Origin of the sequence: Microbacterium sp. CCH5-D1 (assembly GCF_001557335.1) — a bacterium.
In the GTDB taxonomy this organism is placed as follows: Bacteria; Actinomycetota; Actinomycetes; order Actinomycetales; family Microbacteriaceae; genus Microbacterium; species Microbacterium oxydans.
Window position 1 is genome coordinate 1 of record NZ_LSJW01000185.1, and the last position, 26,799, is coordinate 26,799.

Consider the following 26,799-nt stretch of genomic DNA (forward strand, 5'->3'; position numbering starts at 1 on the left):
GTGGGGGAGGGATCGGTCGGGTTCGGTGTCGCGACTGAGGCGCGAGTCTGCGCCAGCCAGGAGTCGCGATAGAGCCCGTCGGTGGCGAGGAGCTCCTCATGCGTGCCGCGCTGCGTAGCCCTGCCATCGGCGAACACGACGATCTGCTCGGCGGTGACGGCCTGCTGCAGCCGGTGCGCGATGAGCAGAGCGGTGCGTCCTTCGCGCAGCACGGCGATCGCCTCTTCCACGGCTTCTCGATGGTGGAGCCCGACGTCGGCGGTGGCCTCGTCGAGGATCACGATGTCCGGGTCGGCGAGGAAGGCCCGTGCGACGGCGAGCTGCTGGATGCGTCCCTCGTCCAAGGGCACGACAGCCTCCTCGGAAGGCTCCACGTTCTCGCGGACCATGGCATCGACGGCCCACTGCGCTCCGACAGCCTGCAGCGCCGCGATCATCTCGTCGTCGCTCGCCTCCGGAGCGATGAGCCTCAGATTGTCGGCGATCGTGCCCCGGAAGTGATGCAGCTCCTGCGACAGGTAGTACGGGGCCGACGTGCGGGAGGCGAGGTGCACGCTGCCAGAGGTCGGTGGGTGGTGGCCGGCGACCACGCGCGCGAGTGTGCTCTTGCCCGACCCCGAAGTGCCCACCAGCGCCGCCGTGGTGCCCGGCTCGACCCGCAGGTTCACGTCGTGGATCCCCCGGCCGGTGGTCGGATAGCGGAACGTCACGTCGCGCACCTCGATCCCCGCTGATGACGCTGATTCCTCCGATGCCCGTGCTTCCGCGTCCGCTCGCCGATCCGAGGCGATAGTCGACGGCGCGAGGTCGATCACGCCGACGAGTCGCGCCAGGCCGATGGTCGCGCGTTGGATGTCGTCGAGTCCGAAGATCAACTGCCCCACGGGACCGAACAGACGGTGGAAAAGCAGCGCTGCGGTGGTGACGGCGCCCACCGTGACCGCGCCGGCCGACTGCAGCAGGAACCCGGTGCCGAGGATCGCGGCGAGGCCGACGAGCTCGCCACCGTTGATCCAGCGGAACAGCCGGTTGGTCACTCGCACGCCCTCGATCTGCTTCCGGATCGAGGCCTCTGCGCGCTCTCGCACCCGCTCCAGCGCCGGCTCCTGCTCGTTGAACGCGGTGAGCGTCTCGATACCTTCGACCGCATCGAGTACGGCCTGACTGCGCGCGGCTTCGCGCACCCGCACTTCGCGGAACACGACGCGCGACCTGCGGAGGAACGCCCGGGTGCCGAGCACGTAGAACGGTGCGGAGGCGAGTCCGGCGAGGGCGAGCCGGGGATCGAGCGCGGTCAGTGCGACCACCGACACGGCGATCGCGAATGCGGCGGACAGCAGGGTCGGGGCCACGTTCCCTCCGGCCTCGGCCACCGCATCGACATCGCCGGTCACGCGGGAGAGCAGGTCGGCGCTCTCGCCGTCGTCGACCGTGCTCACCGGAAGACTCATCGCCGAGGCGAACACGTCCTCGCGCAGTGCCGCGAGCATGTCCTGCACCAGACCGGTGAGCACCCGCACGGCCCACAGCATCACCACGGCCGCACCGATGGCGCCCAGTCCCGCTCCGACGACCCAGCCGGCGATGCTCGCGAAGCCTGCGTCTGACGAGACGGCATCGACGATGCGGCCCAGGCAGGCGGGCATCACGATTCCGAGGGCGGAGGCCGCGAGGAAGAGCGCGGCGACGGCTGCCGTGCGGCCGGGATGCCGGCGCAGAAGCGCACCGATGACGGCCCGTACCCGAGCGCTGGAGGCGATCGGCAGCAGAGGGGAGGTCGAGACCGGGTCACCCATGCTGCACCTCCGATCCGCCGGAGGGAACGTCGACGACTCGGTCGCAGGCGCCGAGCAGAATCGGCGAAGTGGTGATCACGATCACGGTCCCGGTGTGTTCTGCCAGGGCGCGGGCGATGTGCGCCTCGGTGAGGGCGTCGACGGCGGAGGTCGGTTCGTCGAGCACGAGCACGTCGGCCTGTGCGTGCAGGGCGCGGGCGATGCCGATGCGCTGCCGTTGTCCGCCCGAGAGACGTCTCCCGGCTTCCCCGACCTGCGCTTCCCAGCCGCCGACCTGCACCACCGTGTCGTGGAGGGCTGCCATCTCGATGAAGGGCGGGTGCGTGGGCTCGTCCCGCCCGTGCCCGCGCACGGCCTCGCGGAGAGAGCCGCTCACGATCGTCTGCCCATGCGGAGGGGCGACGACCCGATGCCGGTATTCCACCGGGTCGAGGTCGGCCAGGTCTCGGAGTTCTCCGTCGACCGCGAGGTGGACACGGCCTCGGTCGACACGGGTCCGCAGGCCGAGCATCCGGGAGAGGGCCCTGGCCGTGTCGCTGTCGGCAGGGCGGACACCGAGGAGCTCCCGCTCGCGCACCTCGACGCGCGGCGAACCCGAGTCCGTGTGGAAAGCCAGCACCACCTGTCCCGCCGGACCTGCCGATGCGGGCGATGCGGGCGGCGGATCCAGCAGATCCTCGGCGTCGATCATCTCGGCGAGGCGCTTGGCGGAGGCGAGTTTGTGGATCCAGTTCGAGGGGAACGACCCCGCATACGCGAGGTAGCCGCTGATGAACTGGGCGAGGCCGAGCACGGTCACCAGTTCACCGATGCTGATGCGACCCTCGGCGGCGAACCATGCCGACATGCCCGCCAATGCGGTCGTCGCGATCGCGGCCAATGTGCCGCTCACCGCTTCGTAGGAGGCGAGGGATCGGCCGGCTGCCGTCGCCGCGCGTCGGGAGGTGTCGCTCGCGGCGACGTAACGCCGCACGGCCTCATCCCGGGCACCGATACCCACGAGCACGCGGAATCCGCTCATGAAGTCGGCGGCCACGGCGCCGGCCTCGGTCGCCGCGTGCTGCTCAGCGAACCCGCGACGCTCGAGCGGACGGGAGACGACCTGCATCACGAACATCATCGCGATGGTCGAGCCGAACACGACGAGTGTCGCGACGGGCGAGATCACCAGCATCGCGAGTCCGGCTCCGATGATCGCGGCGATCGTGGAGCATTGCTGCGCCACTGACCAGGCGACGCCGGCGACGCGATAGGTGTCGGATGTGACGAAGGTGAGCGCCTCGCCGGGGGTCACCGTGCGACGGGAGAGCCGGGGTCGCAGCATCCGCGACAGCGCGAGGTGACGGAGCGCCTGCTCGCCGTACCCGTAGACCGAGACCATGAGCCGGGAGGCCGACTGATAGCTCACGGTCAGCACGAGGAACGTTCCGACGAGCACGCCGAGCCAGAGGGCGAGCGCGGCGGGGTCTGCGGGAAGTACGGCGCGGTCTATCGTCGCTCCGATGATGACGGGGATCGTCGCCTCGGCGAGCGCGTGCACGATGAGCAGCGCCGTCGCTCCGGTGAGGGCGATCCCGCGACCCCCCGATCTCAGCGCGATCCCGAACAGCTTCCGCGGAGTGGACGTCGTGGGGGATGTCTTGGGGGACGTCACGGTGTCCGCCGTCCGAGCGGCAGCACGAGCGGGGTGCCTGAGACGGGGTCGGTGATCACCTTGCAGGGCAGGTCGTACACGGCGTGCACGAGCTCGGCGGTGATGATCTCGCGCGGGTCTCCCTGCGCCACGATGGCCCCGTCGCGCATCGCCACGAGGTGCGTGGCGTAGCGAGCGGCGTGGTTGAGGTCGTGCAGCACGGCGACGAGCGTCGTGCCCTCGCGGTGCAGGTCGGCGAACAGCTCCATCAGGTCGATCTGGTGCGCGATGTCGAGGAAGGTCGTCGGCTCGTCGAGCAGCAGGTGCTTGGTCTGCTGGGCGAGGGCCATCGCCACCCAGACGCGCTGTCGCTGCCCGCCGGAGAGCTCTTCCACCAGGCGCCGTGAGAGATCGGTGACCCCGGTGGCGGCCATGGCCTCGGACACCGCACGCTCGTCGGCGCTGCTCCACGTGCGCATGGCGCTCTGATGCGGGAAGCGTCCGCGACCGACGAGATCGGCGACCGTGATGCCGTCTGGCGCGATGGACGACTGGGGGAGAAGGCCCAGCTTGCGAGCGGCTTCCTTCGGCTTGAGCGAGCGCAGCTCGTCGCCGTCGAGCAGGACGGCCCCGGTGCTCGGGCGCAGCAGCCGGGCGAATCCGCGCAGCAGGGTGGACTTGCCGCACGCGTTCGGTCCGATGATGATCGTGAACGAGTCGTCCGGTACCTCGAGGGTCAGCTCGGAGATGATGGGGGTGTCTCCGTAGCCCAGCGTGATGTCGCGAGCCAGCAGCGAAGCGGTCATGGGTGTTCCTTTCAGGTGCGGCGCGCGTACTGGGCGGCCAGCAGCCAGGCGAGGTAGATGCCGCCGACCGAGACCGTCACGACGCCGACGGGCACGGCGACGAGCTGGGCGACGGCGTCCGACACGACGACGAGCGCGGCCCCGGTCAGCATCACGGGCACGGTGCCCATCGGGGTGTTCGAGCGGGTGAGGCGCTGCGAGATCTGCGGGGCGGCGAGAGCGATGAACGATATGGGTCCGGCGGCGGCGGTGACGAGCGCGACCAGGGCAACGCCGAACACCATCGCCGCGAGGCGGGTGCGTCCGGGACTGATGCCGAGGGCGGTCGCTGCGTCGTCGCCCATCTCGAGCACCGGGAGCGTGCGGGCGAGCGGGAGGGACAGGAGCATGACGATCGCGAACACGAGAGTCGCCGGGATCAGCTGGTCGAACCCGAGCGAGGCGATCGAACCTGCCCCCCAGGTCGCCGCCATCATCGCCTTCTCGACACTGACCGAGATCAGGATCCACGAGGTGAGGGAGCCGAGTCCTGCCGAGACGCCGATGCCGACGATGATGAGCCGGAACGACGACATCGTGTTCTTGTTCGCCAGCACGTAGACGAGAAGTGCAGTCAACAGGCCGCCGACGAGTGCGCCGGCCGCCTTGAACATGTAGGTGTTCAGTTCGAGCACGACCATCACGAGCGTCACACCGAACTGGGCCCCGATGCCGAAGCCGATGATGTCCGGGGAGCCGAGCGGGTTGCGCGTGAGGGACTGGAAGATGCCACCGGCGAGGGCCAGGGCAGCGCCGCACAGCACGGCGAACAGCACCCGGGGCAGGCGCCATTCGACGACCACCTGGCGGATGTCGGGGTCGGAGGAGGGATCGAAGATCGCCCGGATGACGGCCGCGAAGTCGACCTCGTAGGCGCCGAGCGTCATGGAGAAGAGGCCGGCTCCGACGATCACGACGAGGAGGATGAGGCACACGACCACGGAGCGCACCGGGATGAGGGTCGCGACGCGCGCGGTCTCGATCCGGAACAGGCGCCGACCGTGGTCGACGGGCGCGACGTCGGTCGGCCGCGCTGGCGTGCCCGACGCGGTGACCGGCTTCTGATCGATGCTCACAGCCCGCTCACCCGCTTGCGGCGCACGAGCACGATCAGGATCGGGGCTCCGAGGAGGGCGGTGACGATCCCGACGCGCATCTCCCCGTTCGGGAGCACGATGCGGCCCAGGACATCGGCGAGGAGCAGGAAGGCGGGGCCGATGATCATCGAGTACGCGAGTACCCAGCGTTGATCGGGTCCGGTGAACCAGCGCACGATGTGGGGGATCATGAGTCCGACGAAAGCGATGGGTCCGGCGGCGGCGACGCTGGTTCCCGCCAGCAGGGTCACGGCGATGATGACGAGGATGCGGGTCACCCGCACGCGAGCGCCGAGGGCCTGCGCCAGGTCGTCCCCGAGAGCCAGGGCGTTCAGGGAACGCGCGCACAACAGACCGATCAGCAGCCCGGCGACGATCAGCGGCACGGCCCAGGTGAGCTGGTCGATCGTGCGTCCGCCGATAGAGCCGACGCCCCAGAACCGCATGACCTGAAGCGTGCTGGTGTCGCGCAGCACGATGGCGGTGGTGAACCCGGTGAAGGCGGCGCCCAGGGCCACCCCGGCGAGGGTGAGCTTCATCGGGGTCGCACCCGAGGCGCCGAAGGAACCGAGGATGTACACGAGCATGGTGAGCACGAAGGCGCCGCCGAGGGCGAAGGGCACGTAGGCGCCGGGGGTGGTGAACCCGAGCACGCCGACGGCGAACGTGACGGCGAACGACGCACCGGCGTTGACCCCGAGGATGCCGGGGTCGGCGAGCGGGTTGCGGGTGAAGGCCTGGATCAGTCCGCCGCACACGGCGAGAGCCGCGCCCACGACGATGCCGAGCAGGGTGCGGGGCACGCGCAGCTCCATGACCATCAGGTGCAGCGGGTTCTCGTCGTCGTAGGTGAAGAGCGACTGCAGGACGGTGACGGGGTCGATCGCGCGGGCGCCGACGGCGAGCGAGGCGATGGCGGCGATCACCAGCACACCCGCGGCGATGACGAGTCCCAGAACGAGCGTCCCGTTGCGGTGCGGGGAGCCGCCTTCGCGACTCCCCGCACCCGTGTTCGAGACGTCCGTGACGTCGTCTGTCGTCAGGGACATCCCGTGCGTCACTTGCCGGTGATGGTCGGCTCGCCCTGCAGTGCGCCCGCGAGGTCGTCGACGTACTTCGGCAGGATGTACTTCAGCGAGAGCACGGTGGGTGCGCTGATGGCGGAGGCCTCGGCGTCGTCGGCGTAGATCACGTACGAACCGTTCGCGATCGGGTTCCAGCGGGAGACGACCTTGTTCTCGACGGTGTACTTCCCCTCGTCGGCGCTGCCGCCCCACGCGGCGAACAGGTCGGCCTGGACGTCGTAGAGCTTCTCGAGGCTGACGCCGGTGTACCAGTTGTCGCCCTCGGCGGTCTTGAGGAAGCTGTCCATCGCCGAGGTGGACGTGAATCCGAGGGCCTCGGTGATGCGCACGCGGGGGTCGTACTCGAGGTAGACGCCGAGGTCGGTGCCGCCCTCGTTCAGTGTCAGGCCCCAGACGAAGGTCTTGTCCTGGAACTCGGGGTGCTCGCCGGCGAGGGTGGTGATCTGCTCCTCGGTCTCGGCGATCAGCTCGTCGGCCTTCTTCTCCTCCGACAGGGCCTTGCCGACCGTGCGCGTCATGTCCTCCCACGTGCCGGGGTTCCACGGACCTTCGATGTAGGGGACGGTCGGGGCGATCTCGGTCAGGCGCTCGTACTCGATGTCGGAGATGCCCGAGTACAGGCTCAGGATCAGGTCGGGCTTGAGCTCCTTGATGGCCTCGTAGTTGGGGCCGTCTTCGAGGAAGGGGATGATCTCGGGCGTCTCGCCGTACTCTTCGGTGACGTAGTCCTCGAACCAGGGCTGGTAGCCGCTCTCGCCCGCGCCCCACACCTCTTCCATGCCCACGGGGTTGGTGCCGAGGGCGGCGACGATGTCGGCCGTCATCCAGCCGAGGGTGACGATGCGCTGCGGCTTCTCGGGGATCACGGTCTTCCCGTGGCCGTGCTCGATCACCACGCCGTCGGTTGCGGTGGGCGCCGAATCGGCAGCTTCACCGGGCGCGGTCGAGCACCCGGCCAGCGTGAGGGCGGCGGCGACGGCCGCGGCGACGAGGGCGGAGCCTCGGCGGATCTTCGGGCGCGCAGAAGCGTGCGACATGGTTCTCCTTCGGGAAGGGGGAGGGTGTTGCCGCATCGACGCGGCGAGAAGTTAGGTAAGCATGCCCTAACAGAACGATGCTAGAACGCGGATGGCGCGCTCAGTGTCGCGGGAGCGACGACTTGTATCGCGGAACCGACAAACGCCGGTCGGATCGACCGTCGGGCGACCGGGAATGCCGTGCTGTCAGCGCCAGTACAGCTGGTGGGCGGCGTCGGAATGCACCCGCGCCACGTGCTGTCGCGGGGTCAGGCCGAAGCGGTCCTTGAATGCGGCGGAGAAGGCGCTCGTCGTGGCGTAGCCGCAGCGGTGCGCGGCGGCGCCGATGGGGGTGCCGTCCACGACCAGTCGGGCTCCGAGAGTCATCCGCACTCCGGTGCGCCAGCGCCCGAAGCTCATGCCGACGTCGTTCTGGAAGATGCGCAGCACCGTGCGCTCGTGGAGGCCGTGGGCGAGGAACAGCTCGATCGCACTGCGGGGGTCGCCGGGGTCGGCGAGCACGGTCTGCACGAGAGCTGCCACGCGTTCGTCGGCGGGCATCGGCACCTCGCCCCACTCGCTCGCGGCCTCCGGAAGCGGCTGTTGGAGCATCTCGATCAGGACGGACTGGATGCGCACGCGCAGGTCGGTGGGCATGTCGTTGATGCCGAGGTGCAGCAGCATCTCCTGCACGGCGCGCGGCACGAGCACCCGGGTGATGCCGTCGATCGGGGTGATCAGCGCGGAGTCGGGGATGTAGGTGTAGCAGCCCGTCGAGTCCGCCTCGTGATGAGCGGTGTGTGGGGTGTGGGCCGGGATCCATACGCCCTGACCGGGAGCGAGTCGCCACCGCGCATCCTGCAGGTGCACCCACACCGTGCCGCGATAGCACCAGGCCAGCATCGGGTCGGCGTGGCTGTGCGGGGGAGAGAGCGGACGGGTTCCCGTGTCTTCGGCGGTGACCACACCAGTGCCCATCAGGTACGGCTCGTTCACGGTCGACGGATACGAGGGGCTCGCCGCCCAGTCGTCCTGCCGGTATGAGTTCATTCGTGCTCCGCGTGACGGGCTGCGCCGCGGGCTCGAAATCCGGCCTGCCGTCCTCGCCATGCTAACGGGGTGCGGTGCGGTGCGGTGCGGTGCGGTGCGAGTGCGACGCGAGGCCCGATGATGGAGGTATGCCCTCCGCTCATCGCCCCGGTCTGCGGGTCTCGTCGGGTCTCACGATCCCCGAGGCCGAGCTGTCGTGGCGCTTCTCGCGGTCGTCCGGTCCGGGCGGTCAGGGCGTGAACACGGCCGATTCCCGTGTGGAGCTGGTGTGGGATGCGGCGCGTTCGCCGGTGCTCTCACCGCATCAACGCGAGCGACTGCTCGACCGGTTGAGCGGTCGTCTGGTCGACGGCGTGCTGACGATCGCCGCCTCAGAACACCGCGCACAGCTGCGGAACCGGGATGCGGCGCGCGATCGACTCGTCGCTCTCGTGGAGGAGGCGCTGCGTCCGCCCGCTCCGCCGCGTCGAGCGACGAAGCCGAGTCGGGGATCGAAGGAGCGCCGGCTGAAGGCGAAGCAGCGGCGCACGGATGTCAAGAGCCTGCGCCGGCGCCCCCACGAGGACTGAACCGACAGTGAACGAGGGCGATGCCCGATCGTGATCCTCGGGCGCACCTGAAGTCCCTATGCTCGACGCCATGGTCGACCAGGTCGGGTGGGTTCCGGAGTCCCAGTACCGTCGCGCCGTGGGTCTCCTCCGTGGCTGGGTGACGGGGCTGGCGATCCTGGGCGTCGTCGGGGTGCTGATCCTCGGTGCGTTGATGTTCCGCTGGGTGTTCCAGGTCTCGCCCTTCCCCGTGGTCGTGTCGTCGCCGGCGGCGTGTCATCTTGGCGGCGATCCGCAGGACCCCAGGTTGTACGTGGCGGTCGACGTGCAGAGGATAGTTGACGGGGCGCTCGTGGACGCATCATCGTTGGGCCCTTCGGGATGGACTGTCGAGGCCGCAGGGGTCGCCGCGTCGATGCCCGAGTTCGCTGCCCTGGATGACGCGGCGTTGACGCGCATCATCGAGCGGGCGGCGGCGGATTCCTCGATGCTCAGCGCGAAGAGGCCCACCGGCGTTCTGCTCGTGGTGCTCGACACCGAGGGTGAGAGCAGCGGGAGCCTCGCCGGACTCCGCACCGAGTGGGTGTTGGGGGAGCCCGTCCACCAGCAGGATGTGCCTCTGGGAATCGAGTTCACGCCCTCCGGTTGCACGGTGACGACCGTTCGATGAGGGCTCTCTAGCTGGCGGATCCGCTGAGGCCGGCTTCGACCGGCGCCCAGCCGTTCTCGAGGATCACGAACCCCGCTTCGAGCGTCCCGAAGGGGTCGTCGTTCTCGTTGACGAGCAGCTGCATCTGCAGGATGAACCGCGAGTAGACCCGGATCTCCGGGGTGGGGGTGTCGAGACCCAGTTCGTCGGCGATCGCGTCGGAGAGGGCGTCTTCGTGTCGGAGCCACATCTTCGCCGCGTAGTCGCGCAGCGCCGGTGTCTCGTTCAGGAAGCGCATGAAGGTGCGAGTGATCTCGTCTCCGTGCTCGTCGACGTTCGCGCGGAGCTCTGAGGCATAGAAGTCGTGGATCGCGCGGTTGATGGTGCTCCCCGACGGGCGCTCGCGGACGGCGGCCACCAGGCGGTCGCGCTGCTCGTCGTCTTCGTCGAACACCAGCGCCTCCTTCTGAGGGAAGTGCGCGAACACGGTCGTGGGGGAGACATCTGCGGCATCGGCGACCTCGCGGATGCTCACCTCGTCGAAGCCGCGTTCCAGGAACATGGCCGTCGCGACGTCGGAGATCGCCTTGCGGGTCGCGGCCTTTTTCCGTTCGCGGCGACCGAGAGGTGCGGGATTGGTCATGTTCGAGAGTCTATCGTGAACCCACTATAAAACTGGCTTGACACCAAAACTGGTACGACTACACTTTCGGTATGACTTCACCCACCTCTCTCACGCGACGGGACCAGAACCGCGCGTGGATCATGCTCATCGTGCTCACGATGCTCACCGTCATCGGAATGACGGTCGTCCTCCCGGTCCTGCCCTTCGTCGTGCTCCAGTACGTCTCGCACGAGAGCGACCTGGCCATCTGGGTCGGCGTGCTCGAAGCGATCAACGGCCTCTGCGCCTTCCTGGTCGCGCCCTTCCTCGGACGTCTCTCAGACCGCTTCGGACGTCGACCCGTGATCATCGTCGCGGCATTCGGTGCGGCCTTCTCGATGGCGCTGTTCGGATTCGGCGGCGCCCTCTGGGTGCTCGTGCTCGCTCGCGTCATCCAGGGCCTCACCGCGGGCGATCTACCCGCCCTCTTCGCCTACCTGGCCGACATCACCCCGCCGGAGCAGCGCGCCAAGCGCTTCGGCCTCCTCGGTGCGCTCTCGGGGATCGGCACCATGATCGGTCCGGCCATCGGAGGACTGCTCGCCGCGATCAGCATCCAGCTCCCGGTGTTCCTCACCGCCGCCGTCGCCCTCACGATCGCGATCCTCAGCATCTTCCTCCTCCCGGAGAGCCTGAAGCCGGGCAACAGGATCGCCGCAATCAAGCTGCGCGACGTGCAGCCCTTCGCCGTCTTCAAGGAGGCCTTCGGACGCAAGGAGCTGCGCGGGCTGATGATCGGCTTCGGCCTGCTCGCGCTGCCGTTCGGCTTCTTCGTGAACAACTTCAGCGTGCTCGCCCTGGACTCCATCCAGTGGGGACCGACCCAGATCGGACTCCTGACCGCGGCCGTCGGCATCATCGACATCCTCATCCAGGGCGTGCTGCTGGGCATCCTGCTTCCGCGCATCGGCGAGCGCGGAGTGATCGTGAGCGGCATCGTCGCGCAGATGATCGGTCTCGCGGCCCTCGCCGTCGTGGCTTCCGTCTTCGCGCAGCCGTGGGTGTTCATCGTCGGCGCCCTGATGCTGGCCGCCGGCCAGGGGGCGTCCCAGGCCGCGATGGACGGGGCGATGTCCAACGCCGTCGGCGACGACGAGCAGGGCTGGCTCGGCGGAGCCACCCAGTCGTTGAATGCGGCGATGGGCACGGCAGCCCCGCTCATCGCCGGTGCGCTCTACGCACTGGTCAGCCACGCGGCCCCGTACTGGCTCGGGGTCGCGCTCATGATCGTGGCGGTGATCGTCGTCAGCCGCGCGCACATCGCGAACACCGCGAAGCGCCCGGCCGGCGAGACGACGGGCGACGCTCCCGCGGCACTCGTGGAGACGGCCGGCTGAGGTTCAGTCCGAGGGGGTTGCCGGGCGCGGCAGCCCCCTCAGCTGTGCGATCGACGCCAGCAACTCTTCCGGCGCGGTTCCGATGCTTCCGAGCACCGCGGCGGCTGCCGCGCTGAACCCCGCCGTGTCGATCGGGAGCCGTGCCACGTTCGGCACCAGTCCCTTCTCGTTCGTCACCCACTGGCCGGCGGCCGCGTGCCAGGCATGGGCGATCAGCATGGCCGCTGTGGTTCCGCACAGCGCCACGTAGGCGGCATCGCCCGTCTTCGCGCCCTTCGTGGCTGCGTTCAGCAGGAAGTCGACCTGCCAGAGATTCTCGATGAACGCCGCGCGGAGGGCGTCGGGGTACGGAGTCATGCTTTGAGCCAGCGCGACGAGGATCCCGTCCGGGTCGCAGAGCGGCACGCCGGTCGCCACCTCACCCGCATAGGCGACGTCGAGGAAGCCGAGCGGATGTCCCGGCTGGGAGTGGAAGGCGAACTCGCCACGGGCGGCGCGGGCGCACTGGTCCTCGACGCGGGTCACGTCGCGAAGGATGAGGTCGACCGGTGCGCCGTCGACGATCAGCCAGGCCCCGCTGTCGACCCAGGGTCCCCATCCGCCGCGGCCGGCGATCTCGACGTCTTCGCCGGTCCATCCGCTCGCTGCCTCCGCGAGGGCGGTCAGGTCGACGTCCGCCTCCACATACAGCCCCAGATCGATGTCGGAGTCGGGGCGGTGCGTCCCTCGCGCGCGGCTGCCGCCCAACGCGACGGCTCGCACCCCTGGCACCTTTCCCAGGTCGTCGGCCATGGAGCGGAGGCGGTCTTCATCGAGCACGACACCGATCGTACTCATGCGGATTCCCCGGTGCGGATCCCGCCGGCGTCAGTCCTTGCCGCCGCGCACGAGCTCGAGCCCTGCGCCGGCGAACTGCCGCAGGGTCGCGTCCGGGAGGAAGGCCCGGGTGAGCGCTCCGCCGATGCGGGTGAGGTCGCTCTCGTCACGGAACAGCAGGTACATGGTCTCGTACCGCGGGTGGAACTTCTGCTTGAAACGGTGCAGCGACCCGAAGCCGTACACCGGTTCCAGGGCCTCGGCGAGCCGGTCGCTGAGCGCTGCGATCATCCCGGCGTCCGGTGGATAGTCGTGGGCGAGCGGTGCCCCTGAGAGCGACATGATCTGTGCGCCCTCGTCGGCGAACTGGCGGGCGGAGGATCCGATGAGGTACTCCATCACCGGCCCGAAGCCGCCCTCGCGACGCCGCATGAGGTCGAGGGTCCAGCCGCGCACGACGCCGCCTTCGCCGTAGACCGGCAGCCACGACAGGAACCCGTCGACGTCGCCGTTCGGAGCGAGGGCCAGCGCGAGTCGCACCTCCGGGTCTTCCGCCTCGTCGAGCGTGCCGAGCGTGAAACGCATCTCCGGCAGATCCTTGTCTCCCACCCAGGCCTCCGAGATCGCGCGCAGCTGCTGCTGCACACCCCACGGTTCGGCCTTCAGGTGCGTCATCCGGAACGTCATCTCCTCGCGGCCCGCCTTGTTGAGCGAGGTGCGGACGGAGTTCCAGCGCTTGCCGGTGAACTCCAGGCCGGGGAGGTCGACGATCGTGTCGTCCGCCACCACGATGCTCCGCCACGTCGAGGGCACGGCGGCGCGCGTGGCTTCGTCGGCGCTGAAGAAGCACGGCACGAGACCGGCCAGCTCGGCGGCGTGGATGAAGTCGGTCACGGCCTCGGCGCGCGTCTGTGCCGGTCCGATCGGGTCGGCGAGGGCGAGGGCGACGCCGTTGCGCCGCTGGTAGGCCACGATGCCGCCGATGACCCTGGCGTAGCTGTTGCCCTCCCACGTCGTCATCCACGACAGCGTGCCGCCTCCGTGCGTGCGCAGCTGCTGCTTCATGTCCTCGACGGTGGGGGCGGGTTGCATGCCGAGCTTGGCTCGCCGCTTGGCGCGGAAAGCGCGGCGTACCCAGATCAGGTACACGAGCATGATCAGCCAGAGGAACCCGTTCGCCAGAGCGAGCTCGGTGTCTCCATCCCAACGGAAATCGACCTGAGCCTGGCTGTACACCGTGATCAGGATCAGCACGAGAGTGGCAGTGAGGACGTTGAAGATCCCCAGCAACAGCGCGAGCACCCAGGTCCAGCGGCGCCCGCGCCGGAGGCCGTTCACCAACACGAGGATCACGACGAGGTCGATCGCCAGGTCGATGAAACCGCCGGACGCGGGATCGGTCTGGCCGAAGGGGCCGTCGGTCGCCACGAACGTCGTGATGATCTCCACGGCGCCGAGGACGAGCATCGCGACCACGGCGATCAGCCGCTGCTCGCGGACCGTGGTGTGCCGCACCCGCAGCGACCGGTCGACCACGAGGATCAGCAGCACCGCGAGGAGGTGTTCGAGGTCGGCGACCTTGCCCCAGAACAGCATCGCGATGAAGACGAAGCCGAGCAGGATGAGCCAGCCGCGCACTCGCCACGGCGGACGGAACAGCCCGACCGCGGCGGCGATGCAGGCCATGGTGCCGCCGGATGCCCCCACGTCGAGTGCCTGGGCCTGCTCCGTCGCCCAGGCCCAGGGGAACTGCGACAGCAGGAACAGCAGCAGCGCGGTGGCGAAGATCGCGAACAGCTGCCCGATCCAGTAGTAGGCGAGCGCGATGCGCGACCCGCGACGGAACTCCAGGTAGGCCATGCCCCAGAAGCCCGCGATGGTGAACAGATACACCCACGGCTCGTTGACGAAGAACGTGCCGGTGAGGGGAGTCCACCACTTGCCGTCGGCCAGGTTGGGAAGACCGTAGGCGACGCTCTGGAAGAGTGCGGTGTCCTCGAACGGTGTCCAGAGTCCGCGCGAGACCACCCCGACGACGAGGATCAGCAGCACCATCGTCAGCGTCGCGGGGATGCGCCGGACGACGGCGATCACGGGATGCGGAGAGGGGGAGTGCTCCTCGGTCATGCGCTCAGCGTAGCGAGGGAGGTGGCTCCGCCGCGGAGGCCGCTCCTACTCGCCGCGGAGAACCCGTCGGAGGTCGGCGATCTCCTCGGCCGTCATCCCACCGCTGCGCAGGTAGCCCGATACGTCTCCGTGATTCGCGGTGATCCACTCCATCGCCGCCTCGATCGCCGACGCCGGCGATTCGGTGGCGAGGGTCTTCAGCGCCGGGGTGAGGGGGACTCCGAGAGAGGTGATCAGCGCGGTGAGGGCCTCGGCGAATCCGCGCGCGAGGTTCTTCTCTGTGAGGGTGTAGTCGGCGACGATCTCCTCACGGGGAACCTCCGCGACGAGCAGCAGGATCGCGGCAGCGAGGCCGGTGCGGTCCTTACCCGCAGTGCAGTGGAACAGCACTCCCGGCCGCTCGGTGCGCGCGGCGGCGAGCACCGTCCTGGCGATGGTGGCGAACTGCGGGGCACTGGACTCCAGGATCGAGGTGTAGAGCTCCTCCAGCGTCGGCACCTGCTTCAGCACCTCGGTGACCTGGGTCACGGAGAGACCAGCGCTCCCGGCCGCGGGGAGGAACTTCTTGACCATCTCGTCCATCGCCCCGCCCTGCATGGGAAGTTCGATCAGTGTCACGCTGCCGTCGTCGGGCAGTCGGTCGGCGGCACGGGAGCGCTCGCCGTCCGTGCGCAGGTCGATGACCGTGCCGATACGCAGATCGGTCAGGGCCTGCATCCCCTCATCCGTCAATGCAGCCAGCGCGTCCGACCGGAAGAGGAGGCCGGAGGCGAGCGTCCCGCCGTCGGAGGTCGGGAGTCCCGTGAGTTCGCGGGCGTTGTGGGTCGTCTGCAAAGCGGTTGAGATGTCGATGGTCATTCTGGCCTCTCCTGGGTGTGCGGCCAGAATATCGGTGTGGCGGGAACGCGCGGCTTCGACACGGAAACCGCGCGTTCCCGCCCGTCGTCTCAGCCGTTCACGGCCTTCTCGATGGCCTGCTCGAGGTCGTCCCACTCCTGCAGCACGACTTTCTCCCCGGCGACGAAAAAGGTCGGCGTGCTGTTGACCCCGAGCTTCTCACCGTCCGTCTTGTCGGACTGCACCCGCTCCGCGGTGGCCGGATCGGCGATCGCGGCGTCGTAGGCGGCCATGTCGAGGCCGAGCTCCTCGGCGAAGCCTCGGAACACCTCAGGGGTCTCCTCTGGCTGCTCGCCCCACTGCGCCTGGGTCTCGAACAGGCGGTGGTACATGTCCTCGAAGCGGTCCTGACGAGCGGCCGCCTCGGCGGCCAACGCGGCCTGCGTGGAGTTGATGTGACCGGGAAGCGGGAAGTAGCGCACGACGTAGGTGATCTCTCCGTCGTACTTCTCGCGGAGATCTTCCACCACGGGGTAGAACGCACCGCACGCCTCGCATTCGAAGTCGAGGAACTCGACGACGGTCACGGCGCCGTCGCCCCCGTCGTCGAGCACATGCGAGTCGGTGCGGACGGTCTGCTGCGGTTCTCCTTCTGCCGAGGGTGCGGCGGGTTGCTGCTGGCTGATCGCGAACACGATCCCGGCGATCAGCAGGACGATGGCGACGGCGATGGCGACCAGGGTCGCTTTGACAGAGTTCTTCATGGGGTCTCCAGACACACGGGTACGACGAGGGAAGGTGCCGCCGGCGGGCGGCGCGGACGCTCGTCGTGGATCAGGTGCGGGAGATGGAGAGCTGCGTGAGGGTGAGGGCGGAGACGAGGATGCCGGAGCCCGCCCGGCTCGGAGTCGCCGCGTGCGGAGAGTGGACGTCGAGCGTCCGTGTCGAATGGCCCGTGAGCCGGCGGAACAGCAGGATCAAGGCGACGGACCCCAGCACCGCGAGCAGGCAGATGCCCACGCCGGAGGACAGCACATCGACCGTCGCTGCGCTCTCGACATCGGCTGAGGTCGGGGCAGCCGCGGCCGACTCCGAGACACCGGAGGCGAGACACAGTGTCGCGTGCACGCCGGCGGAACCCCGAGACGTCGACCAGGCGCCGACGACGAGCAGGAGCGCGAGGCCGACGGCGATGATCACACGGGCGATCAGCAGCCGTTCGGCCCCCGCTCGCGGCGACGGATCAGGCGATGGGGGCAGCATTTCCCGCGCAGTCTAACAACGCCGCCTCTGTCCTCCCCGGGGCCGGAGCGGTCGCGACACGCCTAGACTGGAGGGGTGGCGAGACTACTGATCGTCGGCGGCTTCCTCGCCGCCGTGTTCTGGGTGTTCAGCATCGTCGACTGTGCAGTGCAGCCGGCGACGCGGCACCGGGGTGTGTCCAAACCGCTCTGGATCGCGATCGTCGTGCTCCTTCCCGTGATCGGCGGCATCCTCTGGTTCGTGATCGGCCGCCGTCGGGCCAACGATCCCGGTGTCCGTCCTGTCGTCGCACCGGATGATGACCCCGCCTTCCTCCGCAGCATCAGCAAGTCCGAGCAGGATGCGCGTATCCGCCGCCTCGAGGAAGAGCTGGCACGCCTCGACGACGAGACCGACGAGCCTCCTGCCACGGACCAGCGCCCGTGACCTCGTCGCCGGCGATGGACGCCGCGGCGACCCTGATCGCCGAGCTCGTCGGCCACGGTGTGCGCGACATCGTGGTGTCGCCGGGCTCGCGGTCGCAGGCACTCGCGCTCGCCGCTGTGCGTGCCGCCGATGACGGACACCTCCGCGTGCACGTCCGCATCGACGAGCGGGTCGCGGGGTTCACCGCCCTCGGCATCGCCAGGGAGACACGCATGCCCGCAGCGGTGGTGTGCACCTCGGGGACGGCCGTCGGCAACCTGCTTCCCGCGGTCATGGAGGCGTTCCACTCCGGGGTCCCGATGCTCCTGCTCACCGCCGACCGCCCCCCGGAGCTGCGCGGCGTCGGCGCCAACCAGGCGACGCTCCAGGAAGGCCTCTTCCGTCCGTGGGTGCGTGACGCGCTCGATGCTCCGGTGCCGGGCGAGGGCGACTGGGCCGGACTCGCCGAACGGGCGGTCGCCGCGTCGATGGGTGCACGCGAGGTCGAGAGCGGCCTCCGTGGCGTCGCCGGGCCCGTGCACCTGAACCTTCCCACGAGAGAGCCCCTCTCGGGGGACCTTCCCTCCATCGAACCCGTCCGGGGCGAAGTTCCCTCGGGGCTGAAGGAGGAGCCGTTCGAGCTCGACCGCAGCCGGCGCACCGTCGTGATCGCCGGGGCCGATGCCGGCCCCGATGCCGAAGAGATCGCGCATGCCGGTGGGTGGCCGCTGATCGCCGAGATCGTGAGCGGTGCGCGGTTCGGACGTCAGGTCGTGCACGGCTACCGTCGCCTGCTGGCTCGCGAAGACCTCGGCGGACGCATCGAGCGGGTCGTGGTGCTGGGCCATCCCACTCTCAGCCGCGAGGTCGCCGCGCTGCTCGCGCGACAGGACGTCGAGATCGTCGCCGTGCGCCACGGCGGCGAGGAGTTGAACCTCAACCATCGCACGCGCGGAGTCGACGCGGTCGCGGTCACCCCGGGGGCCGCCGATCGCGACTGGCTCGGCGAGTGGATGCGCGCGTCCGCCGCTGAGGTCGTGGACCTGAGCGAGCACGCCCCCGACCCGGAGGCGCTGGCATCCGCCGACTTCGCTGCGCGCAGAGAAGCGGTGAAAGCCGAGCTCGACGCGGTCCGCCGCCCGCTCGATCGCGAGCTCCTCGTCGATGCCGTGTGGCGCGCCACCTGGCCGCACGATCGCCTGGTGTTCGGATCCTCGCGCCTGGTGCGCGTCGCCGATCAGGTGCTCGGCGGCAAGAAGGTCCCCGTCCACGCCAACCGCGGTCTCGCCGGCATCGACGGCACGATAGCCACCGCGACAGGTGTCGCGATCTCCAGTCAGGCGGCCGGAGCACCAGGGATCACCCGTGTGCTGCTGGGCGATCTGGCCTTCCTGCACGATGTCGGCGCTCTGCTGCTGCCGCCGGACGAGACGGAGCCTCGGCTGCAGGTCATCGTCGGGAACGACGGCGGCGGCACGATCTTCGATGCCCTCGAGGTCGCATCCTCCGCGCGGCCGGGCGACCTCGACCGGGCCTTCTACACGCCGCACACCGTCCGCCTCGAACACCTCGCCCTCGCCTACGGCTGGGAGTACCAGCGCGTCACCACCCGCACGGCACTCGATCAGGCGCTGACCTCGCCGCGCGGCGGCCGTCAGATCATCGAGGTGCCGCTGGCGCGTTGACTGGCAGGATGTGCGTATGAACGCGCACACCTGGACGCAGAAGCTGCGAGTCGGCGAGGGATTCCGTCTCGCCGATGTCGACCCCGATGCCAAGCCCGGCTACGACCACGGCAGGTCGCACGGGGTCTCCGACCTCGCGGCAGGCCTGGCGGACCTCAACGTGCTGCAGGAACGGCTGTTCGCCGAGAGCCGCGTCGGCGTGGCGAAGGACGCCGTTCTCCTGGTGCTGCAGGCGATGGACTCCGCGGGCAAGGGCGGCATCGTGCGGCACGTTGTCGGCGGTGTCGATCCGCAGGGCGTCGCGCTCGCCGCATTCAAGGCGCCGACGGCCGAGGAGCGCGCGCACGACTTCCTCTGGCGTGTCGAGAAGCGTCTGCCGGAGCCGGGGTTCATCGGGGTGTTCGATCGCTCGCACTACGAGGATGTGCTGATCGGGCGCGTGCGCGAACTCGCCCCGCCCGCGGAGATCGAGCGCCGCTACGACGCCATCAACGAGTTCGAGGCGCGCGTCGCGGCATCGGGCACCCGGATCGTGAAGGTCATGCTGCACATCTCGCCCGAAGAGCAGAAGGCGCGGCTGATGGAGCGCCTCGAACGTCCGGACAAGTACTGGAAGTACAACCCGGGTGATGTGGACGAGCGGATGCTCTGGCCGCAGTACATGGACGCGTATCAGACCGTCTTCGAGCGCACGTCGACCGACGCGGCCCCGTGGTTCGTGATCCCGGCGAATGCGAAATGGTACGCGCGACTCGCGGTGCAGGAGCTGCTGCTCGCGGCACTGGAGGACATCGATCCGCAGTGGCCGAGTGCCGACTTCGACGTCGAGGCCGAGAAGAAGCGCCTCGCCGCCAGTTGAGCGTGCGCCGCGGTCAGGCCAGCGCGTCGACCAGCGGACGGAACTTCACGCGCGTCTCGAGCAGTTCGCTCTCGGGATCGGAGCCGGCGACGATACCGGCGCCCGCGTATGCGGTCACGCCGATCTCTCCCGCCCGTTCGGTGAACTGGGCGCAGCGGAGCGCGATCGCCCACTCGCCGTTGCCTGCGGCGTCCACCCAGCCGACGGGGCCCGCGTAGCGCCCGCGATCGAAGGGCTCGAGCTCGCGGATCGCCGCGATCGCCGCGGGTGTCGGGGTGCCGGCCACAGCCGCAGTCGGGTGCAGCGCGCGGACGAGGTCGAGTGCCGTCTCGCCGGACGCGAGCTCGCCTTCGACATCGGTGGCCAGATGGAACAGGTTGGGGAGCTTCAGCAGGAAGGGCTGCTCGCTCGCCGCCAGAGCCCTGGTGTGGGCGCGCAGCGAGGCGAGCACGCTCTGCACGGCGTACTGGTGCTCGTCGAGATCCTTCACGCTCGACGCGAGATGAGCGGACGCGGCGGTATCGGCATCCGCATCGGCTCCGCGGCCGATCGTGCCCGCCAGCACCCGCGCGGTCACCGTGCCCCCGTGCACGGTCACGAGCGTCTCCGGGCTCGCGCCGATCAAGCCGTCGACGGCGAAGGCCCAGGTGTCGGGGTAGCCGGTCGACAGGGCGCGCACCAGACGCCGCAGGTCCGATCCGGCGGGGATGCTGCCGGTGAGGTCGCGTGCGAGCACGACCTTGCTCACCTCGCCGTCGGCGATGCGGGTGAGGGCGCGGCGCACCGAGTCCTGGTAGCCCTGAGGCGTCTGGGCCCCCGGACCCACCGTGCCGGCCCAGTGCGGTCCATAGGGCTGCGTGACCAGGTCGACCTGATGCTCCGGCGCACCTGCCTGCGCGGCGCCGGCGAAGCGGATCGTGGTGCGCCAGAAGCGGTCGCCGTGTCGTCCGATCACCTGCGTCGGGATCACCAGCACGCTGTCGGCTGTCGAATCCTCATCGAATGCGATGGTTCCGAAGGCGACGAGCCCGGTGCCGGGAAGCTCCATCGGGTCGGACACCTCGGCATGCGCGGCCATGTCCCGCCAGGCGCTCGCGAGCGACGTGACGCGTGACGCTTCCGCATGTGCGGGAGGCCGGATCTCGCTGAGGGTCTGGCCGACGGCGACGATCCCGTCTCCGCGCCGCAACCAGGCCAGAGGACGGGCGGGGTCGGCGTACGCCAGGAGGTCTTCGACCGGGTCGATCTCTCGGGTCTCCACGACCAGGTGGGGGGTATGCACGCATCCAGCCTATGCCGCTCAGACGACAGGGATCCGCGTGGCCGTAGGGTGAGCGGATGAGCGATGCACGCCCCGCACCCGGCACCGAGATGGTCTTCCAGTGGCGCAAGTGGGACGGCTCGCCGCACTGGCGGCACGAGTGCGTGTATCTCGGTGCCGACCGGTGGGGCGATTGGCTCGGACAGCCCGTGGGGTGGCACAGCGTGCGACCGGGCGCGGAGTTCCACGCCGGGGGTCCGAACGTCACCCTGGTTCCGGCCGACGGCGACCATGCCGTGACCGTCAACCGCCGTCACCGCAGGGGCATGCGCATCTACATCGACCTGGGGTGGGACATCCACTGGTCCGACGATCCGCTCCTCGTGACCGGGATCGACATGGACCTCGACGTGGTGCGGGTCGCGGGCGAGCGCGGCACCTGGGTCGACGACCGCGACGAGTGGGCCGAGCACAGTGTGCGCTACGGGTATCCCGCGGACGTCATGGCCCATCTCGAATCCCTGGCCCTCGACCTCGAGACGCGGGTGCGTGCGCAGGTCGCCCCGTTCGACGACGCCACCGTCGACCCCTGGCTCGACCGCCTCGAAGCGCTGGGCCTCCCGCCTAGACTGGACTCGTGACCTCGAACGAGAAGAACCGCGCCGATCTCGGCAAGGACCCCGCCCGCGTCAGCGGCATGTTCGACCAGGTCGCCGCGGGCTACGACCGCACGAACACCGCCATGACGTTCGGCAACGACGTGCTCTGGCGGGCAGCCACCACGCGAGCCGTGGCTCCGAAGCCGGGTGAGCGCATCCTCGACCTCGGTGCCGGAACGGCGTCGTCGTCGGCCTCCCTCGCGCGCAGCGGCGCCGAGGTGGTCGCAGCCGACTTCTCCCCGGGGATGCTCGCCGAGGGGGAGCGGCGGCACGGCGCGATGCGCAACCTGTCGTTCGTGCAGGCCGATGCCACCGATCTGCCGTTCCCCGACGCCTCGTTCGACGCGGTCACCATGTCTTACGCGCTGCGCAACGTGAACGATCCGAAGAAGGCGCTTCGCGAGCTGTATCGGGTCACGAAGCCCGGGGGCCGGCTCGTGATCAACGAGTTCTCGACGCCGCCGGGGAAGCTCTTCCGCAGCGCATACAGGTTCTACAACGCGCAGGTGCTGCCCCGTGTCGCCCGCGTGGCCGGCACCAACGGCGATGCCTACGACTATCTGAACGAGTCGATCAGGGAGTGGCCCGATCAGAAGCGGCTCTCCGCGTGGATCCGTGAGGCGGGCTGGAGCGAGGTCGCGTACCGCAATCTCTCGTTCGGCATCGTGGCCCTGCACAGAGCGCGCAAGCCGGAGTGAACCGTCCGGGCGAAACCGTGACATCGGACGAAGGTAGGCTGAGAACGTGACTTCGAGCCCCATCGCCCCGGGTTCGCGACTGGCGAGCCGTCTCGGCTTCAGCGATCGCGTCTTCATCGGCCCCGCTGCCCGCCGCGTCGCCCGCGCCATCGAGGACGGGCTGGAACTCGTCGAGACCGGTCTGGCCGACGACGTCCGTGTCGCCGACCCTCTGGCCGATGCCGCGAGTCGCTATCTGTACGAGGCAGGTGGCAAGCGCATCCGCCCCGTGCTCACCCTCCTCGCCGCCCAGCTCGGCGACGGCAACACCACCCAGGTCATCGACGTCGCGAAGGCGCTCGAGATCACGCATCTCGGATCGCTCTATCACGACGATGTGATGGACGGAGCCGATCGCCGTCGCGGGGTACCGGCTGCCCACGCCGTGTGGGGCAACAACATCGCGATCCTCACGGGCGACATCCTGTTCTCCCGTGCCAGCCAGTTGATGTCCCGACTCGGTGAGCGCGCGATCCGTCTTCAGGCCGACACCTTCGAGCGGCTCGTCCTCGGTCAGATGCACGAGACCCTGGGCCCGCAGGAGGGCGACGACCCGATCGAGTTCTACATCCAGGTGCTCGCCGACAAGACGGGTTCGCTGATCGCCGCGGCCACGCAGGGCGGTGTGATCTTCTCGAACGCTCCGTCGGAGTACGAGGAGCCGCTGCGCGTGTACGGCGAGAAGATCGGCGTGGCTTTCCAGCTGCTCGACGATGTGATCGACCTCTCGGCGAAGCCCGAGGAGACCGGCAAGGTGCCGGGCACCGACCTGCGCGCCGGCGTTCCGACCATGCCCTACCTCCTGTTGAAAGCGGAGGACGACGCGGGTGCGGTCGATCTCGCGGCGCGCATCGACGACGGTGTGGCCCTGATCGCCGACGGCGCGGACTCCGCGATCCTCGACGGCCCGCTGGATGAGCTGCGCGATCACGCGGTCACGCAGAAGACCCTCGAGCTCGCGCACGCCTGGACACAGGATGCGATCGATGCCCTCACGCGCCTGCCGCGGGGGACCGTGCGCGAGGCACTGACCCGCTTCGCAGAGACCCTCGCCGAACGCTCCAGCTGAATCCGCGCGGGCGGCCCGTCGGGTCGCGCGCCTGTTGCGACGGCATACGAAAGGACCTCCCATGACCAAGCTCAGACTGGCCATCGTCGGTGCAGGCCCCGCCGGCATCTACGCCGCGGACATCCTGCTGAAGGCGGAGCGCAAGTTCGACGTCTCGATCGATCTGTTCGAGCAGCTTCCCGCGCCCTACGGTCTGGTGCGCTACGGTGTGGCCCCCGACCACCCTCGCATCAAGGGGATCATCACGGCCCTGCGCGACGTTCTCGACCGCGGTGACATCCGCCTGTTCGGCAACGTGCGCTTCGGCGAGGACATCACCCTCGAAGACCTCAAGAAGCATTACAACGCGGTGATCTTCGCCACGGGTGCCATCCGCGACACGTCTCTGGACATCCCCGGCATCGACGCTGTCGCCTCCTACGGAGCGGCCGACTACGTCAGCTGGTTCGACGGACACCCTGACGTTCCGCGCGAGTGGCCGCTGGATGCGGCATCCGTCGGTGTGCTGGGCAACGGCAACGTGGCGCTCGATGTCGCACGCATGCTGGCCAAGCACGCGGAGGATCTGCTGGTCACCGAGGTGCCGTCGAACGTCTACGAGGGCCTCAAGGCCAGCGAGATCACCGACGTGCACGTGTTCGGCCGTCGTGGGCCGGCGCAGGTGAAGTTCACGCCGCTCGAGCTGCGCGAGCTCGGCGAACTGCGGGACGTCGACATGGTCGTCTACGACGAGGACTTCGACTACGACGATGCGGCGAAGGATGCCGTCGCCAGCAACAAGCAGGTCATGGTCATCGACCGCATCCTGCAGTCGTGGCGCAAGCGCGATTCGGTGAACAACGCCGGCGGCACGGCCTCGCGACGCCTGCACCTGCACTTCTGGGCGAAGCCGGTCGAGGTCCGCAAGGACGAGAACGGTCGCGTCGCGGCGCTCGTCTACGAGCGCACCCAGCCCGACGGCCAGGGCGGGGCGATCGGCACCGGTGAGCTGCGCGAGGTGCCCTTGCAGGCCCTGTACCGCGCCATCGGCTACTTCGGCTCGCCCCTTCCCGGCGTCCCGTTCGACAAGAAGCACGGCGTGATCCCCAACCGTGAGGGCCAGGTGCTCGCGAAGGACTCGAACGAGCGCGTCCCCGGCATCTACGCCACGGGGTGGATCAAGCGCGGGCCGGTGGGTCTGATCGGGCACACCAAGTCCGATGCGATGGAGACCGTGCGCCACATCATCAATGACCAGGGCTCCTGGTGGCACCCGGAGGACCCCTCCGAGGAGGCCATCGTCGCGCTCCTGCAGGAGCGCGGTGTGCGCTGGACCGACCTGGACGGATGGCACCGCCTCGACGAGCACGAGATCGCTCTCGGCGCGCCTGAGGAGCGGGCCCGCGTCAAGGTGGTCCCGCGCGACGAGATGGTCCGCGTCTCCCGCGGCGAGTAACGCCGCCTCGGTCTGGCCTCCCCGTCCCTTCGGCACGCTCCGCTAGCCTGGCGTGAACGGGGGAGGAATGCATGGCCGACTGGATTCCCGATGTGCTCGGTGACGAGTTCCAGCAGCGCACTCTCGACCTCGGTGTCGACGATCAGGGTCCGGTCGTGGCCACGCTGGTGCGCGCGCTGCCGACAGAGCCGGGCCTCTGGGAAAGGGTGCGCGGACACCGTCCGCTCCTCGACGGAGTCGATGTGCTGTACGTGCACGGCTGGTCCGACTACTTCTTCCAGAAGCGTCTCGCCCGCTTCTGGACCACGCGGGGCGCCCGTTTCTTCGCGCTCGATCTGCGCAAGTACGGCCGCAGCCTCCGCGACGGGCAGACGCCGGGATACATCGCCGATCTCGCGATCTACGACGAGGACATCGCTGCGGCACTGGACGCCATGGGGCGTGGGGAAGGAGGCGTCGAATCCGACCGGCGCCTGATCCTGCTCGGACACTCCACCGGCGGTCTGACACTGAGCCTGTGGGCGTCTCGGCATCCGGGAGCGGCCGACGCGGTGATCCTCAACAGTCCCTGGCTGGAGTTCCAGTTCGCCCCGGCGAGAGCGGCGATCGCCCCGATGGTCGAACTGCAGGCGAGGATCCGTCCGATGGAGGTGGCACCGCAGGTCGACCTCGGCTTCTACACGCGAGCACAGCAGGAGGTGGCCGACCCTGACGACCCGATGGAGGTGAACCCGGTCTGGCGCCCGGCGCAGACCATGGCCGTGTACGCGGGGTGGCTGCACGCCATCCTGTCGGGGCACAAGGCCGTGGCATCGGGCCTGTCCATCACGGCGCCGGTGTGCGTGCTGCTCTCCGCGAGATTCGTGCCCCCGACGCGATGGTCGGAGGACCTCACCTCAGCCGATTCCGTGCTGGTCGTCGACGACATCGCCCGTGCGGCACTCCGTCTCGGACCCAGCGTCACCGTGGAGCGCATCGACGGTGCCCTGCACGACGTGTTCCTCTCCCGGCACGAGGCACGGGAAGACGCCTACCGGCGGCTGGACCGGTGGGTCACCGCATGGCGAGCGGTGCAGTGAGCTCTCACAGGTAGTACATCGCCCGGACGAGGCGCTCTGCGGTGTCGCCGTCCGCACTTCGAACGGCATCGCCGAAGTCGGAGTACACCTGACCCATGCGTGCGCGATCCGACGGCGGCACCACCCAATCGCGGAGGTTGCGGAACAGCACCATGCTCGCGTCGTCGATCAGCGTGCGATGCTGCGAGTTGCCGCTGTGATCGCCGAGGTAGGAGAACACCGCCCAGCGCGCGTTCGACGTCTCGCTGCCGTCCTCGAGTGATGCATGCAAGCCCTCGACCAGGGCGACGACGTGCTCGCGCTGGGCCATCGTGATCCTCGGTACGGCCAGTCTCGCGGCGATGCCCGCCTGGTAGCCGGCGAACTCGAGCGACTGCGCCACGGTCTCCGGGGTCACCGCCGTCACCTCCGTGTACCGGCTCGGATACATCGTCACCATCCCGAGGCGTTCCAGTCGCTGGAGCGCCTCCCGCACCGGTGTCCGTGACACGTGCAGCTCCTCCGCCACGTCGACGTCACGGATGCGCTCACCCGCGGCCAACGTGCCGTCGATGATCTGTCCGCCGATGTGGTGGAAGACTTCTTCGGCCAGGAGCTGCTTGCTCTCGCCGATGTTCGTCGATCCGGTACTCCCCATGGATCCGCCCCCAGTTGCCCTTCTGATCCCGAGCGCCCCATGATTCGCCCGGGAGGGCAACTACATCATGAAGTCGCTTCGGATGCCAATATCCCCCACCGGAGTCCGCGGTCCGCGTGGGGGCGCGCAGCGCGGGCCCCGGTGGGCTCTTCTTACGTGTGGTCGCCCGCTCGCGGTTTCCGTGGCCGGCGGATGCTCAGCATCCGCCGG

The 26,799-nt window shown here is 69.2% G+C and carries 26 protein-coding genes; 11 read left to right on the forward strand and 15 right to left on the reverse strand.

Features of this window, described 5'->3' with window-relative positions; genetic code table 11:
- The 7 genes from AX744_RS11060 to AX744_RS11090 all read right to left on the reverse strand — a co-directional run.
- On the reverse strand, nucleotides 1-1,796 hold a 1,796-nt coding region (locus AX744_RS11060), incomplete at its 3' end, for an ABC transporter ATP-binding protein (protein ID WP_061016879.1).
- A complete protein-coding gene (locus AX744_RS11065) occupies nucleotides 1,789-3,450 on the reverse strand; it encodes an ABC transporter transmembrane domain-containing protein (protein WP_061016881.1) in 1,662 nt (553 codons plus the stop codon). The genes AX744_RS11065 and AX744_RS11060, both read right to left, overlap by 8 nt.
- Nucleotides 3,447-4,235, reverse strand: coding sequence for an ABC transporter ATP-binding protein (locus tag AX744_RS11070; RefSeq protein WP_061016883.1), 789 nt, complete (start codon nucleotides 4,233-4,235; stop codon nucleotides 3,447-3,449). The genes AX744_RS11065 and AX744_RS11070 overlap by 4 nt, the downstream gene beginning before the upstream one ends.
- Nucleotides 4,236-4,246: 11 nt before the next feature.
- Nucleotides 4,247-5,350 carry a FecCD family ABC transporter permease gene (locus AX744_RS11075; RefSeq protein WP_156172630.1) on the reverse strand — a complete coding sequence of 368 codons (1,104 nt, stop codon included), beginning with the start codon at nucleotides 5,348-5,350 and terminating at the stop codon, nucleotides 4,247-4,249.
- Nucleotides 5,347-6,420 carry a FecCD family ABC transporter permease gene (locus tag AX744_RS11080; protein ID WP_231728791.1) on the reverse strand — a complete coding sequence of 358 codons (1,074 nt, stop codon included), beginning with the start codon at nucleotides 6,418-6,420 and terminating at the stop codon, nucleotides 5,347-5,349. The genes AX744_RS11075 and AX744_RS11080 overlap by 4 nt, the downstream gene beginning before the upstream one ends.
- A gap of 8 nt (nucleotides 6,421-6,428) precedes the next feature.
- Nucleotides 6,429-7,493 (reverse strand): ABC transporter substrate-binding protein, encoded by a 1,065-nt coding sequence (locus AX744_RS11085; protein WP_061016886.1) that lies wholly within the window; start codon nucleotides 7,491-7,493, stop codon nucleotides 6,429-6,431.
- Between the two features lie 186 nt (nucleotides 7,494-7,679).
- Nucleotides 7,680-8,522 (reverse strand): helix-turn-helix transcriptional regulator, encoded by an 843-nt coding sequence (locus AX744_RS11090; RefSeq protein WP_046747783.1) that lies wholly within the window; start codon nucleotides 8,520-8,522, stop codon nucleotides 7,680-7,682.
- 128 nt (nucleotides 8,523-8,650) lie between these two features.
- On the opposite strand from AX744_RS11090, the gene arfB reads away from it, so the two are divergent.
- Together arfB and AX744_RS11100 are read left to right on the forward strand one after the other, a co-directional pair.
- Nucleotides 8,651-9,091 carry an alternative ribosome rescue aminoacyl-tRNA hydrolase ArfB gene (gene arfB, locus AX744_RS11095; protein ID WP_061016887.1) on the forward strand — a complete coding sequence of 147 codons (441 nt, stop codon included), beginning with the start codon at nucleotides 8,651-8,653 and terminating at the stop codon, nucleotides 9,089-9,091.
- A 70-nt stretch (nucleotides 9,092-9,161) separates the two neighbouring features.
- Complete coding sequence (locus AX744_RS11100) at nucleotides 9,162-9,740, forward strand: hypothetical protein (protein ID WP_157543587.1); 579 nt, start codon at nucleotides 9,162-9,164, stop codon at nucleotides 9,738-9,740.
- Between the two features lie 7 nt (nucleotides 9,741-9,747).
- On the opposite strand, the gene AX744_RS11105 is transcribed toward AX744_RS11100, so the two are convergent.
- Entirely contained in the window at nucleotides 9,748-10,362 is a 615-nt protein-coding gene (locus AX744_RS11105; RefSeq protein WP_046747787.1) for a TetR/AcrR family transcriptional regulator, read from the reverse strand.
- A gap of 71 nt (nucleotides 10,363-10,433) precedes the next feature.
- Here AX744_RS11105 and tet(42) point away from each other — a divergent pair, with 71 nt between their 5' ends.
- Nucleotides 10,434-11,720 carry a tetracycline efflux MFS transporter Tet(42) gene (tet(42), locus tag AX744_RS11110; protein WP_231728792.1) on the forward strand — a complete coding sequence of 429 codons (1,287 nt, stop codon included), beginning with the start codon at nucleotides 10,434-10,436 and terminating at the stop codon, nucleotides 11,718-11,720.
- Between the two features lie 3 nt (nucleotides 11,721-11,723).
- Here tet(42) and AX744_RS11115 read toward each other — a convergent pair whose 3' ends face one another.
- From AX744_RS11115 to AX744_RS11135, 5 genes are all read right to left on the reverse strand, one after another.
- Nucleotides 11,724-12,557, reverse strand: coding sequence for a nucleotidyltransferase domain-containing protein (locus tag AX744_RS11115; protein ID WP_061016891.1), 834 nt, complete (start codon nucleotides 12,555-12,557; stop codon nucleotides 11,724-11,726).
- Nucleotides 12,558-12,587: 30 nt separating this feature from the next.
- Complete coding sequence (locus AX744_RS11120; protein ID WP_061016893.1) at nucleotides 12,588-14,663, reverse strand: bifunctional lysylphosphatidylglycerol flippase/synthetase MprF; 2,076 nt, start codon at nucleotides 14,661-14,663, stop codon at nucleotides 12,588-12,590.
- 45 nt (nucleotides 14,664-14,708) lie between these two features.
- Nucleotides 14,709-15,521 (reverse strand): tyrosine-protein phosphatase, encoded by an 813-nt coding sequence (locus AX744_RS11125; protein ID WP_058632556.1) that lies wholly within the window; start codon nucleotides 15,519-15,521, stop codon nucleotides 14,709-14,711.
- A gap of 89 nt (nucleotides 15,522-15,610) precedes the next feature.
- On the reverse strand, nucleotides 15,611-16,264 hold the full coding sequence (locus AX744_RS11130) for a DsbA family protein (protein WP_046747790.1): 654 nt from the start codon (nucleotides 16,262-16,264) through the stop codon (nucleotides 15,611-15,613).
- Nucleotides 16,265-16,334: 70 nt separating this feature from the next.
- Nucleotides 16,335-16,763 (reverse strand): hypothetical protein, encoded by a 429-nt coding sequence (locus AX744_RS11135; RefSeq protein WP_061016895.1) that lies wholly within the window; start codon nucleotides 16,761-16,763, stop codon nucleotides 16,335-16,337.
- Between the two features lie 75 nt (nucleotides 16,764-16,838).
- Between AX744_RS11135 and AX744_RS11140 the strand changes: the two genes are divergently transcribed.
- The 3 genes from AX744_RS11140 to AX744_RS11150 are packed head-to-tail and all read left to right on the forward strand — an operon-like array spanning nucleotide 16,839 to nucleotide 19,712.
- Entirely contained in the window at nucleotides 16,839-17,189 is a 351-nt protein-coding gene (locus AX744_RS11140; RefSeq protein ID WP_046747792.1) for a PLD nuclease N-terminal domain-containing protein, read from the forward strand.
- 14 nt (nucleotides 17,190-17,203) lie between these two features.
- The gene (gene menD / locus AX744_RS11145; protein ID WP_061016911.1) at nucleotides 17,204-18,853 is read left to right on the forward strand and encodes a 2-succinyl-5-enolpyruvyl-6-hydroxy-3-cyclohexene-1-carboxylic-acid synthase; all 1,650 of its coding nucleotides are present in this window, start codon (nucleotides 17,204-17,206) and stop codon (nucleotides 18,851-18,853) included.
- 16 nt (nucleotides 18,854-18,869) lie between these two features.
- Nucleotides 18,870-19,712, forward strand: a complete 843-nt coding sequence (locus AX744_RS11150) for a polyphosphate kinase 2 family protein (RefSeq protein WP_061016896.1) — start codon at nucleotides 18,870-18,872, stop codon at nucleotides 19,710-19,712.
- A gap of 13 nt (nucleotides 19,713-19,725) precedes the next feature.
- On the opposite strand, the gene AX744_RS11155 is transcribed toward AX744_RS11150, so the two are convergent.
- Nucleotides 19,726-20,994: an isochorismate synthase gene (locus tag AX744_RS11155; RefSeq protein ID WP_061016897.1), complete on the reverse strand. Its 1,269-nt coding sequence runs from the start codon at nucleotides 20,992-20,994 to the stop codon at nucleotides 19,726-19,728.
- A gap of 56 nt (nucleotides 20,995-21,050) precedes the next feature.
- Between AX744_RS11155 and AX744_RS11160 the strand changes: the two genes are divergently transcribed.
- The 5 genes from AX744_RS11160 (at nucleotide 21,051) to AX744_RS11180 (ending at nucleotide 25,952) form a co-directional block, all read left to right on the forward strand.
- Nucleotides 21,051-21,614, forward strand: a complete 564-nt coding sequence (locus tag AX744_RS11160; protein ID WP_058632561.1) for a DUF402 domain-containing protein — start codon at nucleotides 21,051-21,053, stop codon at nucleotides 21,612-21,614.
- On the forward strand, nucleotides 21,611-22,330 hold the full coding sequence (locus AX744_RS11165) for a class I SAM-dependent methyltransferase (protein WP_058632562.1): 720 nt from the start codon (nucleotides 21,611-21,613) through the stop codon (nucleotides 22,328-22,330). Before AX744_RS11160 ends, AX744_RS11165 begins: the two co-directional genes overlap by 4 nt.
- A gap of 46 nt (nucleotides 22,331-22,376) precedes the next feature.
- A complete protein-coding gene (locus tag AX744_RS11170; RefSeq protein ID WP_061016898.1) occupies nucleotides 22,377-23,438 on the forward strand; it encodes a polyprenyl synthetase family protein in 1,062 nt (353 codons plus the stop codon).
- 61 nt (nucleotides 23,439-23,499) lie between these two features.
- Complete coding sequence (locus AX744_RS11175) at nucleotides 23,500-24,873, forward strand: FAD-dependent oxidoreductase (RefSeq protein WP_061016900.1); 1,374 nt, start codon at nucleotides 23,500-23,502, stop codon at nucleotides 24,871-24,873.
- Nucleotides 24,874-24,944: 71 nt separating this feature from the next.
- Complete coding sequence (locus AX744_RS11180) at nucleotides 24,945-25,952, forward strand: alpha/beta hydrolase (protein WP_061016903.1); 1,008 nt, start codon at nucleotides 24,945-24,947, stop codon at nucleotides 25,950-25,952.
- Nucleotides 25,953-25,956: 4 nt separating this feature from the next.
- On the opposite strand, the gene AX744_RS11185 is transcribed toward AX744_RS11180, so the two are convergent.
- Nucleotides 25,957-26,589: a GntR family transcriptional regulator gene (locus tag AX744_RS11185; protein ID WP_061016905.1), complete on the reverse strand. Its 633-nt coding sequence runs from the start codon at nucleotides 26,587-26,589 to the stop codon at nucleotides 25,957-25,959.
- Nucleotides 26,590-26,799 lie beyond the last annotated feature (210 nt).